Below are 16,094 nucleotides of genomic sequence, written 5' to 3'. Positions count from 1 at the left end.
AAACCGCCGCCGCAGCGCGGAGGGGTTGGCTAGACTGGCGGCATGTCAGACACAACCATTCCTGAGTCGAGCATCGGAGTGCTCGTCGTCGAGGACGAGGTGGTCGCTGCGCGTGCTCACGCGAAGTACCTCGATCGCCTCGACGGCTATCACGTCGCGGGAGTGGCGAAGAATGCGACTCAGGCGATGGCCGCTCTGACGGGCCAGATCTACGGCCTCGACCCCGCGGGCATCCACCTGGTGCTCCTGGATATGAATCTGCCCGACGGGCACGGACTGCAGGTCTGCCGTGCCATCCGGGGCCAGCGTGTCGACGTGGACATCATCGCCGTCACCGCCGCCCGGGACATGCAGATCGTGCAGGAGGCCCTGTCCTATGGGGTCGCGCAGTACATCATCAAGCCCTTCACCTTCCCCGTCTTCAAGTCCAAACTCGAGGCGTATTCGTCCTTCCGCAACCGCCTCGGCGGGGATTCGAACGAAGGTGAAGTCACCCAGACCGAGGTCGACAAGGCGATCTCGGCGCTGCGCACCCACACCGTTGCCGCGACCGCGAAAGGCGTGCCGGATGCGGTGCAGGACGAGGTGAAGACGCTGCTGGGCGACAATCCCGGCCAGTCCGCCGCCGAGGTGTCCGAAGGTCTCGGAGTCTCCCGCGTCACCGCCCGCCGCTACCTCGAATCCATGGCCGACGCGGGCATGCTCGAACGTCGTCCCCGCTACGGTGCGGCGGGCCGCCCCGTCCTCGAATACACCGTCGTCGCCGACGCGAACTGAGCCCGGCGCGAACTGAGCCCGGCGCGAACTGAACCGGGCGCGTTCGAACTCGCGGCGTCTGCTTCCCTCTCGTCTGCGCCAGGTGGGCATTCTGGTCCACAGGTCCTGGCCAGGCGACCATTTCGCCCACCTACGGCCGCATGCTCCTTGCGACCGTGAACCCCAACCGACGGCACCGTAGCAATAGACATTGCAGAAACCTCGGTAGAGGATGGACCTATGTCGAAGAAGTCGCGAGTCTGGTTGGCCATCGCCCTTGTCCTCGTCCTCCTCGCCGGTGCCGGTGTCTTCGCGATCCTCCGACTTCCGATGCTGGCCTCCACCGCAGCCGAGGCCGCGGCCCGCGATCTCGCCGAAGAACAGCCGTCATCCGATATCTGGCATGAGAAGGAACTGGCCCAGGGCACCTTCGACCGGGTCACGAAGTCCTTGGGCAAACGAGTCGATCTGCGCTCGGTCACCGTCGATGACGTGACGGAGTCCGACGGCCAGACGGTGGCGACACTCGATTGGACCTGGGCGAACTTCGATGGTGAGGCCTGGAGGTACAGGTCCGAGCTGCCGCTGGAGAAGCACGGGCTGTTCTGGTGGGCGGACCTCACCGAGAGGGCCATCCACCCGAAGCTCGGCAAAGGCGGCAGCTTCGAACTGCGGGCGAATCCGGGCAAGCGCGGAAAGATCCTCGGCGCCGACGATGAAGTCCTCATGGAAGAGGGGAAGGTCGTCGACATCGGAGTCCACCCGAACCGGCTCGAACCCGACACCCTGAGCACCCTCGTGAAGAAGCTCAATGACGGCGTCGACTCCCTCGACCTCGACGCCGACGATCTCGATGACACGGTCGACAAGGCCGAGGGCAATCAGCTCGTTCCCGTCGTCACCTTGCGCGAAGACGACTACAAGCACGTCAAGGACGACATCCACGACCTGCCCGGCGTCCTCTTCTCCGACAGCAGCCAGACCCTGACCCGCAGCCGCGGCTTCGCTCAGGCCACCCTGGGATCGACCGGGCAGGCCAGCGCCGATGACATCAAGAAATCCGACGGCGAGATCGTCGCCGGCGACGTCGTCGGACGCACGGGACTGCAGAAATCGTTCAATGACCGCCTCGCCGGACCCGGCAGCGTCGAGGTCTTCGCCAAGGGGGATTCGACCGACGACAAGGGCGGGAAGACGAAGCTGACGAGTCTGCACGCCTTCGCACAGAAGGACGGCGAGGACCTCGAGACCACCCTCGACGTGAAGACCCAGGACGCCGCGGACGAGGCGACCGCGACCGCGAAGAAGCCGGCCGCCGTCGTCGTCATCCGGCCCAGCGACGGTCACGTCCTCGCCGTGGCCAACCACGATCCGAAGGGCGCGGCGTGGGATCGGGCGCTGACCGGCCGGTACGCTCCCGGTTCGGTCTTCAAGATCGCCTCCGGTCTCGCCCTCCTCGAATCCGGGGTGAAACCCGATGACGACATCGCCTGCCCGAAGACAGCGACCATCGGCGGCAAGAGATTCAAGAACGCCGAGGACGAAGTGCTCGGCACCGTCAGCTTGGCCGAGGACTTCGCCCACTCCTGCAACACCGCCTTCGTGTCCTCCGGAGAGAAGGTCACCGGCGCCGAGGTGGCCGCCGCGGCCGCCCAACTCGGCATGACGAGCGGGGCGGGGAAGGACGCAGGCAGCGCCGGGAAGGATGAGGACGGTCCCGGGTCAGAGAAGGGCGGTGCCGGGTCAGAGAAGGACAGCGCCGGAGCGTTCGGCATCGGAGCGAAAATGGCCTCGGTCCCGACCGACGATGACACCGTCACCCATGCCGCACAGATGATCGGTCAGGGCAAGGTGCAGGCGAGCCCGTTGGCCGTGGCGACGATGGCCGCCTCGGTGAGCGCAGGGGAGACCGTGACTCCGCAGCTCGTCCTCGGCGATGCACTCGAAGACAGAGCAGGTTCGGCAGGCAGCGGAAGTGATGAGGCAGGCGGCACCGACGGCAGAGGAGGCACCTCCGGCGGCGATGCCGACGAATCAGCCGACGCCCCGCAGCTCGACGCGGACGCGGCGAAGGAGCTGAAGGACATGATGCGCCGCGCGGTCACTGACGGCACCGCCACCGACCTCAAGGACGTCCCGGGCAAGGATGTGCATGGCAAGACCGGCACCGCCGAATACGGCGACGACTCCCCGCCGCGCACGCATTCGTGGTTCGCCGGGTTCCAAGGAGATCTGGCCGTGGCCGTGCTCGTCGAGGACGGGGGATTCGGCGCCGAGGCGGCCGTGCCCGTCGCGCACGAATTCTTCGACCGCATTCGCGATAACCGAGCCTGATTGGGCTGGCTCGGGCCGAAACATAGGTCGCTATCGGACATTTTTCAGCGTCAGAAATGTCCGATAGCGACCTAGATTTGGGGAAGTATCCGATCGTGACCACTTCTCGCCGAGGTGGTGCCCCGCTCCGCATGCGGGTCCACTGCCCGCAGGCCCAGCCCTTACTTCATCCGCAGGGCCTTCATCACCGACAGCGCCCCGGACATGAGGCCCGCGAACTTCTTCTGATCGAGCACCGACGTCGGGGCGATCGGGTGAAGCCGCTGCTCGGCGATGGTGTGCGTGTGCATGAACTGGTGGATGCCGTCGATCCCGTGCCGGTGGCCCAGCCCGGAGGCCTTGACTCCGCCGGCAGGGGCGTCGACGGATCCCCAGCTGGCCGGGTAGACCTCGTTGACGTTGATCATCCCCGCCTCGATCTGCCGGGCGTATTCGCGCCCGCGGGAGCGGGAGTACACGACTGCGGCGAGGCCGTATTCGCTGTCATTGGCCGCCGCGACCGCCTCGGCGTCGGAGGACACCGGGTAGACGGACACGACGGGGCCGAACGTCTCCTCACGGTAGATCTCGGCGGAAGCGGGAACATCGGTGAGCACGGTCGGGGCGTAGAAGTACGGGCCCACCTCGGGCACCGGATGCCCGCCGGCGATGACCGTGGCACCGGCGCCGCGCGCCTGTTCGACATGGGCGCCGACCCTCTCGAACTGCTTCGGCCCGCCCAACGATCCCATCCCGGGCCCGTACGCGAACTCGGCGCTCAGGGTCAGGGCGCGCGCCGCCTCGGCGAAACGGGAGCAGAACTCCGGATAGAGGTCTTCGTGGACGTAGATACGCTCGACCGAGATGCACAGCTGACCGGCCGAGGAGAACGACCCGCGCACGGCACCTTCGACGGCCTTGGGCAGGTCCGCATCGGAGAGCACGACCATCGGGTTCTTGCCGCCGAGCTCGAGCGCGGTCGGCAGCAGACGCTGTCCCGTCTCCGCGGCGATCGACCGTCCCGCGGCCGTCGACCCGGTGAACGAGACTCCGTCAGCACCGGCGATGATCGCGGACCCGATCTCGGAGGAGGGGCCGGGTACGAGCTGCCACAGCTCGGCCGGCAGGCCCGCGGCGATCGCCAGCCGTCGCATGAAGATCGCGGTCAGGGTCGTCGACGAATCGGGTTTGTGGACGACGGCGTTGCCGGCGGTCAGGGCCGCGAACAGGTCGGTCGCACCCAAGGTCAGCGGGTAGTTCCACGGGGTGATGAAGCCGATCACGCCGAGGGGTGTGTGGGTCACCTCGGTGCGGGTGAGGACCGGGATCGCCCCTCGCCGACGTTCGGGACGGAGGTATTTCGCTGCCATCACGCCGTAGTGGCGCAGCACGTTGTAGGTGTCGAGGACCTCGTCGTAGGCGTGGATGCGGGCCTTGCCGGACTCGTACTGCACGATGTCGAGGAGCAGGTCCTCGTGCCGGCGCAGCGAGTCGTGCAGCCGCATGAGCACCTTCGCCCGATGCTCAACGGACTGGGCGGCCCAGGCCGAGGCGGCGATGCGGGCGGTCCGATAGGCGGCCTCGACGTCGGCGGGGGTGTTCCGGGCGAACCGAACGACCTCTTCGCCGGTGAACGGCACGACGCCGCGCTCGCGCCCGCCCGACCCGGAGGCCTCGGCGTACGGGTCCGTGTCGAGGAAGTCCCGCAGCGCTGCGGTGTACGGGGCGGCGTCCGAACGGGTGGTGCTCGTCCGGTCGGTGCCCGTCGCGGACCTGGCAGCGTCCGAGGCGGAAGGCCTGGTGCCCGCCCCGGCAGCGGCCGCCTCGGCGGCTGATTCGGTGCGCGGTGCTGTGGTGGTGGTTTCGGATCTCATCGGATTCCTTCCCATATGACGTAGGTCATGTGCGGATAGACTATCTGACATGGTTTCGAGCGATCTGCGTGGTGCGATGGACGGCACGGGAGCACCGACCGCCGTGATCGACCTCGGGGCTTTCGACGCGAACCTCGACGCACTGGCCGACCGTGCCCGCGGGTTGCCGATCCGGGTCGCCTCGAAGTCCCTGCGGGTGCCCGCGGCCATCGAACGCGCGCTTGCCCATCCCGCGTATTCCGGCGTGCTCGCGTACTCCGTGCCCGAGGCGCTTCACCTCCACGCGCGCGGCGTCCGTGACATCGTCATCGGCTATCCGAGCCTCGACAAGCAGGCGCTGGCGCGGATGTTCGCCGAGGTGGGGGCGTGTACGAACATCACGGTGATGATCGATTCCGTGGCCCACCTCGACATCATCGATGCGGTCCGCGATTCCCTCGCAGATCCCCCCGCCGATGCGGGACCGGTGTCCGTACCGACCGCGGAGGAACCGCGAACGACGCCAGAGCCTCGGACGACGCAGCCGAACCCCGCCGAGGCGGCCGCCGCCTCGGTGCGGGTGTGCATCGACGTCGACGCCTCCTTCCGACTGGCCGAGGCCTGGATGGGCGATCGGTTCCACATCGGCTCGCGGCGTTCGCCGATCCGCGACGAGAATTCCGCGGTCGCTCTGGCCCGGCAGGTCGCTGCTCGGCCCGGCTTCGACCTCGTCGGTCTGATGTTCTACGAGGGGCAGATCGCCGGCACCGGCGATGCCGGACGCTCGGCCAGACAGGCCATCGTCCGTCGCATGCAGAAGGCCTCGATCGCTGAGCTCGCGAAGCGCCGGGCCGCGGTCATCGCCGCCGTCCGCGAGGTCGCCGACCTCGAATTCGTCAACGGCGGGGGCACCGGCTCCTTCGAATCGAGTGCGGTCGAAGGCACTCTGAGCGAACTCGCGGCCGGGTCCGGACTGTTTTCGCCGGGGCTCTTCGACGGTTATACGCATTTCCGCCACCGTCCCGCCGCCTTCTTCGTCACCCCGGTCGTGCGCCGCCCCGCACCCGGCTGGGTGACGGTCTTCAAGGGCGGCTTCATCGCTTCGGGAGTGCCCGGGGCCGACCGCCTGCCGACCATCGCCTGGCCGCCGGGGCTCGAATACTCCGGCCTCGAGGGCCCCGGCGAGGTGCAGACGCCGCTGACCGGGCCCGGTGTCGAGGATCTGCGCATCGGCGACCTCGTGTGGTTCAGGCATGCCAAGGCAGGGGAGCTGGCAGAACATTTCAACGAATTCCTCGTCGTCTCGGGCTCGACAGTGGTCGAGTCCTGGACGACGTACAGGGGAGAAGGGCTGGTGCTGTGAGCACAGTGGAAACGGGACGAAACGGCGAGTCCGGACGAAGCGGCAGGTCCGGGCAGGGCGCGGGGGCCGGCCGTCAGGCGTTTCGGAACTGGTCCGGGCACGTCCATGCCCATCCGCACTCGTACCTGAGCCCCACCTCGGTGGGGGAGCTGTCGGCGATCGTCTCACGCACCTCCGCGGACGGTGACCGACTGCGCGTCGTCGGAGCCGGGCATTCGTTCACCCCGGTCGCTGCGGGTGACGACGTCATGGTCAACCTCGACGAACTGAGCGGGATCGTCGCCGTCGACGAGGACCGCAGGCGCGTGCGCTTCCACGCGGGCACCCGGCTGCGCGACATCCCGGGCCTCCTCGCACCCTTCGGTCTGGCCCTGGCCAACCAGGGTGACGTCAACCCGCAGTCGCTGGCCGGGGCGATCTCGACGAGCACGCACGGCACCGGCCTCGGATTCACCGGATTCGCGGGCACCATCACCGGGCTGTCCCTGATGGGACCCGACGGCAGCGTGCGCGAACTGTCCGCGGAGGACGAATCCGAGGTCTTCGACCTCGCGCGGGTCAGCCTCGGCGTGCTCGGAGTGCTCACCGAGGTCGAGCTCCAGTGCGTGCCGGCCTTCGACCTCATCGCCGAGGAGAAGGTGGTCGGATTCGCCGAACTCCTCGACGGGCTCGAGGGGCGGATGCGCTCGGCCGACCATTTCGAGTTCTACTGGTTCCCACACACCGATTCGGCGCTGACGAAGACGAATACCCGCGTGGATCCAGGGCAGGCCGGACCCGGTCACCTCGCCGAGGCGGGGGTGCGCAACCGTTGGCTCAATCTCCTGGACAAGGAGGTCGTGGAGAACGGAGCCCTGCGTCTGGCCGTCGAGCTCGGAGCGAAGGTCCCGGCCGCGGTGCCGTCCATCAACCGCATCGCCCAGTCCGTGGTCTCGGACCGGATCTACCGGGCGCCCGGCCACGACGTGTTCGTCACCCCGCGCCGAGTGCGCTTCAACGAGATGGAGTACGCACTGCCCTTCGCCGCCGGCTCGCAAGCGATCCGTGAGATCCGGGCGGCGATCGAGACCAAGGGGTGGTCGATCTCGTTCCCGCTCGAGGTCCGGTGCGCGGCCGCCGATGATGTGCCGCTGTCCACGGCTTCGGGTCGGGAGACGATGTACATCGCCGTCCACCGGTTCAACAAGGAGGACTTCGCCGAATACTTCCGCGTCGTCGAGCAGATCGCGCTCGCCCACGGCGGACGTCCGCACTGGGGCAAGATCCACAGCCTCGGCGCGGACCGACTGCGCGGACTCTACCCGCGCTTCGACGACTTCTGTGCACTGCGGGCCCGCCTCGACCCGGAAGCGATGTTCGGCAATCGGTTCACCGATTCGCTGTTCGGCCTCACCGCGCGCTGAGGACCGGGACGTCACGTTCCGACCCGCGCATTTCGGTGGGGTGTTAGCGCGCTCATTTCCTGCGCACGTGCGGCCTGCGTGCCTTCCGGCTGAGCCTCAGCCGTCTGCGCACGTGCGGCCTGCGAGTCCGTGGGCCCCACACCTGCGGCCTGCGAGTCTGCGCCCTGCACGTCCGCGGCCCGCGCATCTGCGGCTCTTGCCAGCCAGCCGATGATCTCCGGCCAGGCCCCGCTGCCGACCGAGCGGCGCATCAGCCCGTGATGACCGATCTTCCTGACACCGAACTCGGTAGCGTTGAATGTCCGACGCTCGACCGGGGCGAGGAGCAGTCGATCGACGAGTTCGTCGATCTGCCCTGGTGAGGCCCACAGGTCGTCTGCGGCGCCGACGGAGAGGACGGGAGTGAGCATACGCGCCATCCGCGCTGCCGCGGAGAGTTCGGGGATGTCGAAGAAGTAGTCGGGCCGACTCACCCAGTGCGACCATTCGAGCAGGGCCGCTCGCGGAATGTCCTCCCCGAGGCCGAGCCGCTCACCCGGCGCATACCCGAGGAGCCGGGTCAGCGCCGGACCGAGGGCGGAGAGGATGGCGCGCACGCGCATGCGTTCGGTACGGGTGATGATGTCCCGGGTCGCCGCCCGATGCGTCGCGACGGTGACGATGCCGCTCAGCCGTTCACCGCCGAACCCGAGCAATAGGGCATGCCCGCCGAGGCTGTGCCCGAGGGCGAACTGCGGCAGTCCGGGGAACCTCTCCTCCGTCCACGCGGATACGGCAGGAACATCCTCGGTGATCCAGTCGCTCATGCGCAGTCGCGGATTCGTCCGCGCGGCAGGACTGCCGACCCCGCGCATCCGGTAGGTGACCACGGCGAACCCGCGATCGACGAGGGCATCGGCGAAGGAGAAGTAGAAGCGCTCCGGCGTCGCAGTGGCCGGATGGATCGTGACCACTCCGCGCGGCGAAACCTCGGGCTGAAGGAGATGACCGGTGATGGTCCCGTCGCCGAGGCGGCTGCGGACCGGAATGTGCAGAGGCTGCGGTGCTGATCTCTCCATGTCATCGAGCGTAGCCACCGATCCGACACTTGGCTACTGTTCGGTAGCAAAAGTTCTGTCGTGAACGGTTCGAGATGTCACGCCCGACTGGTACGCTCAGGACGACGAGCGATCCGGCCGCCTGGCCCCAGCGGCACCGACCCCACGATCGCATATTCCCGACGAACTGGAATCGACGATGTCAGAGTTCGATCAGCACACCTCTTCAGACCCCACCTCTTCAGGGGCCACTCCCTCAGGTGCCACCTCCGAGCAGCGGCGCAGGAGTGAGCGCGGACGCCGTCGCTCGATGTTCGTTGCGGCCTTCGGCACAGTCGTCGAATGGTACGACTTCTCGATCTTCTTCTACGTCGCCACGACGCTGACCAAGGAGTTCTTCGGCGATCAGACGGATTCTCTGCTGCTCACTCTCGGAGTGGGTGCGGCAGGCTTCCTCTTCCGTCCCTTGGGCGCGATGGTCTTCGGCCACCTCGGCGATCGGATCGGACGACGCTCCACGCTCATCATCTCCGCGGTCCTCATGGCCATCTCGATGCTCGGGATCGCCGTTATCCCGAACTATGAGACGATCGGCATCTGGGCGGGCGTCCTCATGGTCACGCTGCGGTGCCTGTCCGGGTTCTCCGTCGGCGCCGAGTACACCGGAATCATGGTCTTCCTCATGGAATCGGCCGGACCGGGAAAGCGCGGACTCGCCGCCAGCTGGGCGGCGGCCAACAGCGAGGTCGGCGCCCTCCTGGCGGTCGGATCCGGTGCGCTGCTGGCCAACACGCTCAGCTCCGACGCGATGGATTCGTGGGGATGGCGGCTGCTGTTCGTCCTCGGCGCCGTGCTCGCGATCCTTATGGTCCCGCTGCGGTCGATGATGGAGGAGACCGAGACCTTCAAACGGCTGCAGCAGGCGGAGAAGGAGAAGACTGACACCGCGCTCGAACGGTCGCCGCTCATCACCGCGATCCTCGAGCAGCCGCGGGCGATCCTCGTCGCCTTCCTCATCTCCTCGATCGGCTCGGTCAGTTACTTCCTCAACATCACCTACGTGCCCACTTATATCGAAGAGGTCGCGAAGGTCCCGAATTCCGGGTCCCTGGCGCTGGGCACTGTGGCCGCCGTCGTCGCCATCGTCGTCACCCCGTTCTTCGGTCTGGCCTCGGACCGGTTCGGCCGCAAACCCGCCCTGGCCGTGCTCATGGCCGTATTCGTGTTCACGATCATTCCCGCATACGCCCTGCTGGGCGGCAGCTCCTCAGGTGGGGCGGTCTTCGGTGTCGCCTTCCTCGCGATTCCCGCGGCCGGGTGGAGTGCGGTCGCCGCGGCCATGGTGCCAGAGCAGTTCACCGGCACGAGCCGGTTCTCCGGAATGGCGATCGGCTACAACGTCGCGACCGTCCTCTTCGGCGGTCTCTCGCCGCTCATCGCCACGGCGCTGATGTCGTCGACCGGCATCAACTTGGCTCCGGCGATCTACGCGACCGTCGTCATCGTCGTCGCCGGCGTTCCCACGCTCTTCCTCGCCCGCAGCATGGGGAAGAAGACCCTCGCCGAGGTGGACGCGGACAGGCACCTCGTCCCCGCCTGAGTGCGGGGTCCGGCGGGCGCAGGCGGGGTCGGGCGGGACTCCCGCCCGGGCAGGCGTCCCGCCATACGCAGAAGGGGTCGGACAGACATCCGCCCGGCCGTGCGCAGGCGGGACTCCCGCCCGTTCATCAGCGATGCCTGAACTCGACTCCATCGGCTGAGAGTCACGCTGCGCCTGATCGATGACAGGCGTGGCTGTTCTGTCACACAGAGCGCACATCTCGGCGGAGCCGGGCTCATAGGTTGGTTTCATCACAGGCATTCGGGTGGTCGATTCCCGGGTGTGAGGAACCGACCAAGGAGTCACCATGAAACGCACGAATCGCGCCGCTCTCACAGCAGCCGCCCTGCTCAGCTGCACCCTCGCTTTCTCCGGCTGCTCGCTCATCGACCAGGTGGTGCCCGACCAGGACGGCACCTCCGGTGAACAGGCCGGAGCGAATGGTCAGCAGCCGAGCGGTGAGGACGAGGCCTCGCAGGATTCGAATGGCGACGAGGCGGCCTCTGACGCGGGCTCTTCCTCATCGGACGCGGGCACGGAGAGCGCCGATGATGGCACAGCCGCTTCCGACACCGGGACGAGCAGCGCGGACGGCGGAACTTCAGATAGTGGGTCCTCGGGCTCGGACTCAGGGCAGTCGTCGGGCAGTCAGGGGGAGGCCAGCATCGGGAAGAGCTTCGAGGATCCCGAGATGCAGGACAAGATCGAGGTGCTTTCGGCCGTGCGGAACTTCGACTCGTCCAAGAGAGCGACGGCCATCGAACTCGGCGGTGAAGTCGTCCTCCTCGAGGTCAAGATCACCCCAGGACAGAAGTACAGCGGACTCATCCAGTCGGGAGCGTTCAAGATCTCCAACGACGGTGGTGCCGAATACCGATACGACCAGACGGACGGCCTCAAGGAGGAGATGAGAGCCGCGGGTTACGACCCCTTCGAGGACGTCTCACGCCGCGACGGCGGAACCCACCAGGGCTGGATCGCGTACATTCCCGATGAGAAGAAGGACACGTACACGATCCGCTACGAACGCGGAGCCGGCAAGGTGATGGGAACCGACGAGAAGGTCCCGGAGTTCACAACGACCTTCGACATCCCCTCGGCCTGATCGACGATCGGCGCGACACATCGGGGCCGGTTTCCGAATTCGGAAACCGGCCCCGATGTGTCGCGCCAGGCTCATGGAAGAGTCGTCGACAGCAGCGGATCAGGCTTCGCTGAGCTTCTGCCAGTCGGCGACCTCGGCCTCGGCCAGCTGGGCGGCCACGCCGATGTAGGTGGCCGGGGTCAGCGCCTTGAGCAGTTCGGCCCGCTCGTCGGGCAGGCCGAGCCCGGAGACGAACTCCTGCAGGTCGGCCTGGTTGATCCGCTTGCCGCGGGTGAGCTCCTTGAGCGTTTCGTACGGGTTCTCCATTCCGGGAGTGCCCTGCAGGCCGGCGGCGCGCATCACCGACTGGACTGCCTCGCCGAGGACCTCCCAGTTCGCATCGAGGTCGGCGGACAGGGCGTCCTCGTTGATGGCGAGAGCACTCAGTCCCTTGACGAGGTTGTTCATCGCCAGCAAGGAGTGGCCGAAGGCGACGCCGATGTTGCGCTGCGAGGTCGAGTCCGTGAGGTCCCGCTGCATCCGCGAGGTCACCAGGGTCGAGGCGAGCGAATCGAGCAGGGCGCAGGAGAGTTCGAGGTTGGCCTCGGCGTTCTCGAACCGGATCGGGTTGACCTTGTGTGGCATCGTCGAGGAACCGGTCGCTCCCGCCACGGGGATCTGCTTGAAGTAATTCATCGAGATGTAGGTCCACATATCGGTGGCCAGATTGTGTGCGATGCGGTTGAACCGGGCGATGTCGGCGAAGAGCTCGGCATCCCAGTCGTGCGATTCGATCTGCGTGGTCAGCGAGTTGAACGTCAGTCCGAGGCGGTCCTCGACGAAGGTCTGGGCGATCTTCGGCCAATCGGCTCCCGGAACGGCTGCCAGGTGGGCCGAGTAGGTTCCGGTGGCGCCGTTGATCTTGCCGAGGAAGTCGGTGGAGGCGATGCGCTCGTACTGGCGGCGGAGGCGGTGGATGAACACCGCGAATTCCTTGCCCATCGTCGTCGGGGTGGCCGGCTGACCGTGGGTGTGGGCGAGCATGGGCACTTCTGCCAGGGCTGCGGCGGACTCGGCGATGCTGTCGATGAGCGCCTTCGCACGCGGCAGCCAGACCTGTTCGGTGGCACCCTTGATGCCGAGCGCCCAGGACAGATTGTTGATGTCCTCCGAGGTGCAGCAGAAGTGCACGAGCTCGCTGAGATCGTCGGCGCCGATCTCCACTAGGGCTTCTTTGATTGTGTATTCGACTGCCTTGACGTCGTGGACCGTGACCGCTTCGTGGGCGGCCAGAGTGGCGATGGTCTCGGAGTCGAAGCCGTCGGCGAAGGCACGCAGGCCGTCGACCTCGTCGGGGGTGAGACGACGGACTCCCTCGATCACGGAGTTCTGTGCGAGGTGGATGAACCATTCGATCTCGACGATGATGCGGTTGCGGTTGAGCGCCGCCTCGGAGAGGTGATCGACGAGGTCAGCGGTGTCTTTGCGGTAGCGACCATCAAGCGGTCCGAGAGCGATGGCGGGCGTGATTTCGGCAAGGGAAACGGTCGGCATGCCCCTATTTTCTCATGAGCGGACGTTCGGGGCGGAACCCGTCCGGCCGGGGTGGAGCCCTCCCACCCGCGGCGCGCGGACGGTCGGCGGGGTCCGGAGGTGACGATGGCGACTCGATCGTGATCGCATGTGGAGGCGGTGACGACTCCGGCGTAGGAACCCTGTGGATGCTCGATGGTCGTCCCCAGGGTCGAATTCGGGGCTTCCCAGCCTGGTCAGCGCCCTCCTACGGTGGGAAAATCGAGCGCGGGCGAGCACTGCCTGCACCGGACGAGTGGGGGTCGCACGGTCGCGAACCGCATAGAAGTGAGGAGTGAAGGGTGATCACGGACGAGCTGGCGCGCAATCGTGAGCAGTGGAGGGGTCGTGCTCAGATGCTGCGCGGCCTCGCACGAAGCTGTCGGCAGATCGAGGGGTGGGACTCACCGGCTGGGGATCTTCTCGAGGACAGGGTGAGATCGTGCGCGGAGTCGATCGACGCGCTCGCGGACTGCGCCGATGACCTCGCCGAAGCGTACGAGCTGCATCTGCAGGTCGTCTCCGTGGGAGGGCGAATCCAGCTGTGAGCATCGCATCGGAGTTCGGGACTCGGGACCTCGAGAAGTGGATCGTCGTCGATCTCGAGAGGATCCGCAGGCTGCCCGACCGGCTGCGCCGACTGTGGCCGACCGAACTCTCGCCGAGGCGGACGGATCCCGAAGAGGGCGACGTCGGCCCCAGCCCGGCGGGGGAGGACGATGCGGGATCCCGCTCGGCAGGCGAGAGCGACGTAGGCGCCACCTCGGTGGGGATGAGTGACGGGAGCCCCGCATCGACGTGGGAAGACGATCCGGGCACCACCTCGGTGGGGGAGAACTTCGAGCTGGTCGACCTCGGCGAATCCGTTCCGGCGAATCGGGAACTCGACGTGCTCACGGCGTGGGTCGCGGGATTCGCCGCCGAACTCAACCAGGGCGATGTGCGGATCACGGTCGTCCTGTCCTCGGGCGTCGAATCCGTCCATCTCGCGCTCTGCCTCGGCCAGGCGACCAGCCAGGCGGTGCTGGCGCTGCACGGCGAGGGGTTCGACGACTTCGCCCACCACCAGCTGCTGCGCAGGATCGACCCGGCGCGGATCGGCCACGTCGTCGACGAACTCGCCGGGCTGGTCGAACACGACTGCGTGCTCACCGTGAACTGGGCCGCCCGCGGTGGGGCCGCAGGTCTCGAGTTCCTCCACCGCAGGGACGGCGCCTGGTTCCGCCCTGTCCTCGAACGCTGCGGCGATTCGATCACCGTCGACTGTGATGTCGCCGCCGACGATGATGCAGTGCGGATGCTGGTGGCCGCCGTGCTGACCCGGACGATGTCGGTCGGAGTGCGGTGATGATCGCTTCGCGGGCCCGTGGCGGCGGGAGGATCACCGTCGACCAGCGCGCCGACGGCAGCGGGGAGGCGCTGCAGGCGATCATCGGCGATATCGGCGATCTGTCGGTCCAGGCGGCGGTCGGCGACTTCGACCTCGCGACCCTGCTCACGCAGGTGCCGGCACCGCTCACGGCGCTCAACCTCGACGCCTGTCGCATGCGCTTCCACCGGCAGCTGGCCGCGTCGCTGCTCGAGCTCGAGGCGACGGCCGTGGGTGTGAAGGCCGCCGCGTTCGCCTACCGGCAGGCGGAGAAGGGCATCAGTGAGGCCTTCGGGGGACTGCTCGACGCCATCGGCTATGCGACGGGGCGGATCATCGCCATCAGCCTGCCCGTCATCATCCCCGTCGCCATCACCATCGGCGTTCAGGTGCTCGTGGTCTCGAAGATCCTCGACGTCACCGGACTCGACGATGTCATCACCACACACTTCGGCATCGATCTCGGCAAGACCAAGGCACAGGCGAAGGAGGCCCTGGTCACTGCCGTGTTCGAACACTCCGATGTGGCCGGAGCCGTCATCGAGCACGTGCTGCCGGGCATCGTCGTCGGCTTCGTAGGGCTGCCTCCTGCGCTGCTCGACACCGATGCCGACCACGCCTATTGGCCGCACGACTCACAGTCGATGACCGTGTGGCTGCTGGCCGGGGCGAATCAGTTCGGGCTGCTTCTGCCCTCCGACGTGGAGGTCTGGGAGGCAGAAGGGGTGACCCCGCCGCATGAGAAGCCCCCGCGCGACCTCGAGGATCTCTACCTCCGTGAAGCGGCCTGCCATCGCGGCACCGACTCCGGACAGGTGCGAATCGAGGAGATCGTCGGACCCGATGGGACCACCCGTTACATCGTCTACGTCCCGGCCACCACCGACTGGTCGGCGAAGTCCGGGGACAACACGACGGACATGACGACGAACGTGCAGGGCATGGCCGGCAACGACACGGTGATGCGCGAGATGGTCCGCCAGGCGATCGCCGATGCGGGAATCGACCCGAACGACGAGGTCATGCTCGTCGGATACTCGCAGGGCGGCATCACCGCAGGCTCCCTGGCGGCGGATCCGGCGTTCCTCGCCGACGTCAACGTCACGGCGCTCATGACGGTGGGCTCGCCGATCTCGGACTTCGCCATCGGCTCGGACATCGACGTGCTCTCCATCGAACACGAACAGGACCTCGTGCCCGACCTCGACGGCAACGAGAACCCCGCCGCCGACAACTGGTCGACGATCACCGTCGACTACGACCCCGACGAACTGCGCAAGGCGCCCGCGCTCAGGAACAAGTCCGATGCCGAGATCGCCGACTTGTTCGACTCGGCCGGTGCCGCGCACTCATCGACGGCCTATGCGGCATCGATCGCCCTGCTGGGGCACGGGAGCCTCGACCGGTTCACCGCGAAGAATTCGGGATTCTTCACCGGAGATCTCAAGAAGACCCGCGATTACCAGGGCAGACGTAAGCACACGTGACCTGCGCGTGCGACTGAACCGCGCGTTACCGCGGGCGGCCAGGGCAGAGCCGCTGAACCGCGCGTGCCTACGGGCGGGCGGGACCGCCTCGGCGGAGCCTCCACACCGTCGCGCGACGGACAGAATCACCACCTCAGGACGCTCCCGATCACCGACAGGGCAGGGCCGCCTCGGCGGGGAAACCGTCGGTCATCCGGTGCTCGGACATGCGTTGGTCGGACGATGGACTAAGTCTGAGGAGATCGACAATTGTCCGC

12 protein-coding genes are annotated in these 16,094 nt (G+C 67.2%); 9 read left to right on the top strand and 3 right to left on the bottom strand.

The window, feature by feature from the left end; genetic code table 11:
* The first annotated feature begins 42 nt into the window (after positions 1 to 42).
* Both HK401_RS13350 and HK401_RS13345 read left to right on the top strand, forming a co-directional pair.
* Positions 43 to 777, top strand: coding sequence for a response regulator (locus HK401_RS13350; RefSeq protein ID WP_181275146.1), 735 nt, complete (start codon positions 43 to 45; stop codon positions 775 to 777).
* A 219-nt stretch (positions 778 to 996) separates the two neighbouring features.
* Entirely contained in the window at positions 997 to 3,090 is a 2,094-nt protein-coding gene (locus HK401_RS13345; RefSeq protein ID WP_181275145.1) for a penicillin-binding transpeptidase domain-containing protein, read from the top strand.
* Positions 3,091 to 3,251: 161 nt separating this feature from the next.
* On the opposite strand, the gene HK401_RS13340 is transcribed toward HK401_RS13345, so the two are convergent.
* On the bottom strand, positions 3,252 to 4,943 hold the full coding sequence (locus tag HK401_RS13340) for a succinic semialdehyde dehydrogenase (protein WP_181275144.1): 1,692 nt from the start codon (positions 4,941 to 4,943) through the stop codon (positions 3,252 to 3,254).
* Positions 4,944 to 4,992: 49 nt separating this feature from the next.
* Here HK401_RS13340 and HK401_RS13335 point away from each other — a divergent pair, with 49 nt between their 5' ends.
* On the top strand, positions 4,993 to 6,285 hold the full coding sequence (locus HK401_RS13335) for an amino acid deaminase/aldolase (RefSeq protein WP_181275143.1): 1,293 nt from the start codon (positions 4,993 to 4,995) through the stop codon (positions 6,283 to 6,285).
* The gene (locus tag HK401_RS13330; RefSeq protein WP_309135989.1) at positions 6,282 to 7,688 is read left to right on the top strand and encodes a D-arabinono-1,4-lactone oxidase; all 1,407 of its coding nucleotides are present in this window, start codon (positions 6,282 to 6,284) and stop codon (positions 7,686 to 7,688) included. Before HK401_RS13335 ends, HK401_RS13330 begins: the two co-directional genes overlap by 4 nt.
* Before the next feature lie 11 nt (positions 7,689 to 7,699).
* On the opposite strand, the gene HK401_RS13325 is transcribed toward HK401_RS13330, so the two are convergent.
* The gene (locus tag HK401_RS13325) at positions 7,700 to 8,746 is read right to left on the bottom strand and encodes an alpha/beta hydrolase family protein (RefSeq protein WP_181275142.1); all 1,047 of its coding nucleotides are present in this window, start codon (positions 8,744 to 8,746) and stop codon (positions 7,700 to 7,702) included.
* 178 nt (positions 8,747 to 8,924) lie between these two features.
* Here HK401_RS13325 and HK401_RS13320 point away from each other — a divergent pair, with 178 nt between their 5' ends.
* Together HK401_RS13320 and HK401_RS13315 are read left to right on the top strand one after the other, a co-directional pair.
* Complete coding sequence (locus HK401_RS13320; protein WP_181275141.1) at positions 8,925 to 10,325, top strand: MFS transporter; 1,401 nt, start codon at positions 8,925 to 8,927, stop codon at positions 10,323 to 10,325.
* A 307-nt stretch (positions 10,326 to 10,632) separates the two neighbouring features.
* The gene (locus HK401_RS13315) at positions 10,633 to 11,430 is read left to right on the top strand and encodes a transcriptional regulator (protein ID WP_181275140.1); all 798 of its coding nucleotides are present in this window, start codon (positions 10,633 to 10,635) and stop codon (positions 11,428 to 11,430) included.
* 99 nt (positions 11,431 to 11,529) lie between these two features.
* On the opposite strand, the gene purB is transcribed toward HK401_RS13315, so the two are convergent.
* Complete coding sequence (gene purB / locus HK401_RS13310; RefSeq protein WP_181275139.1) at positions 11,530 to 12,963, bottom strand: adenylosuccinate lyase; 1,434 nt, start codon at positions 12,961 to 12,963, stop codon at positions 11,530 to 11,532.
* A gap of 320 nt (positions 12,964 to 13,283) precedes the next feature.
* Between purB and HK401_RS13305 the strand changes: the two genes are divergently transcribed.
* The 3 genes from HK401_RS13305 to HK401_RS13295 are packed head-to-tail and all read left to right on the top strand — an operon-like array spanning position 13,284 to position 15,837.
* A complete protein-coding gene (locus tag HK401_RS13305) occupies positions 13,284 to 13,529 on the top strand; it encodes a hypothetical protein (protein WP_181275138.1) in 246 nt (81 codons plus the stop codon).
* Positions 13,526 to 14,329, top strand: coding sequence for a hypothetical protein (locus HK401_RS13300; RefSeq protein ID WP_181275137.1), 804 nt, complete (start codon positions 13,526 to 13,528; stop codon positions 14,327 to 14,329). The genes HK401_RS13305 and HK401_RS13300 overlap by 4 nt, the downstream gene beginning before the upstream one ends.
* Positions 14,329 to 15,837 (top strand): alpha/beta hydrolase, encoded by a 1,509-nt coding sequence (locus HK401_RS13295; protein WP_181275136.1) that lies wholly within the window; start codon positions 14,329 to 14,331, stop codon positions 15,835 to 15,837. The genes HK401_RS13300 and HK401_RS13295 overlap by 1 nt, the downstream gene beginning before the upstream one ends.
* Positions 15,838 to 16,094 lie beyond the last annotated feature (257 nt).

This window comes from Brevibacterium oceani (assembly GCF_013623835.1).
Classification (GTDB): Bacteria; Actinomycetota; Actinomycetes; order Actinomycetales; family Brevibacteriaceae; genus Brevibacterium; species Brevibacterium oceani.
The sequence above is the reverse complement of the archived record's forward strand: the minus strand, read 5'-3'. Positions and strand labels throughout refer to the sequence as shown.

Excerpts from the sequence above, each read along its gene's own strand:
- HK401_RS13350 (WP_181275146.1), top strand. The coding sequence starts at position 43 with ATGTCAGACACAACCATTCCTGAGTCGAGCATCGGAGTGCTCGTCGTC.
- HK401_RS13345 (WP_181275145.1), top strand. The coding sequence starts at position 997 with ATGTCGAAGAAGTCGCGAGTCTGGTTGGCCATCGCCCTTGTCCTCGTC.
- HK401_RS13340 (WP_181275144.1), bottom strand. The coding sequence starts at position 4,943 with ATGAGATCCGAAACCACCACCACAGCACCGCGCACCGAATCAGCCGCC.
- HK401_RS13335 (WP_181275143.1), top strand. The coding sequence starts at position 4,993 with ATGGTTTCGAGCGATCTGCGTGGTGCGATGGACGGCACGGGAGCACCG.
- HK401_RS13325 (WP_181275142.1), bottom strand. The coding sequence starts at position 8,746 with ATGGAGAGATCAGCACCGCAGCCTCTGCACATTCCGGTCCGCAGCCGC.
- HK401_RS13320 (WP_181275141.1), top strand. The coding sequence starts at position 8,925 with ATGTCAGAGTTCGATCAGCACACCTCTTCAGACCCCACCTCTTCAGGG.
- HK401_RS13315 (WP_181275140.1), top strand. The coding sequence starts at position 10,633 with ATGAAACGCACGAATCGCGCCGCTCTCACAGCAGCCGCCCTGCTCAGC.
- purB (WP_181275139.1), bottom strand. The coding sequence starts at position 12,963 with ATGCCGACCGTTTCCCTTGCCGAAATCACGCCCGCCATCGCTCTCGGA.
- HK401_RS13295 (WP_181275136.1), top strand. The coding sequence starts at position 14,329 with ATGATCGCTTCGCGGGCCCGTGGCGGCGGGAGGATCACCGTCGACCAG.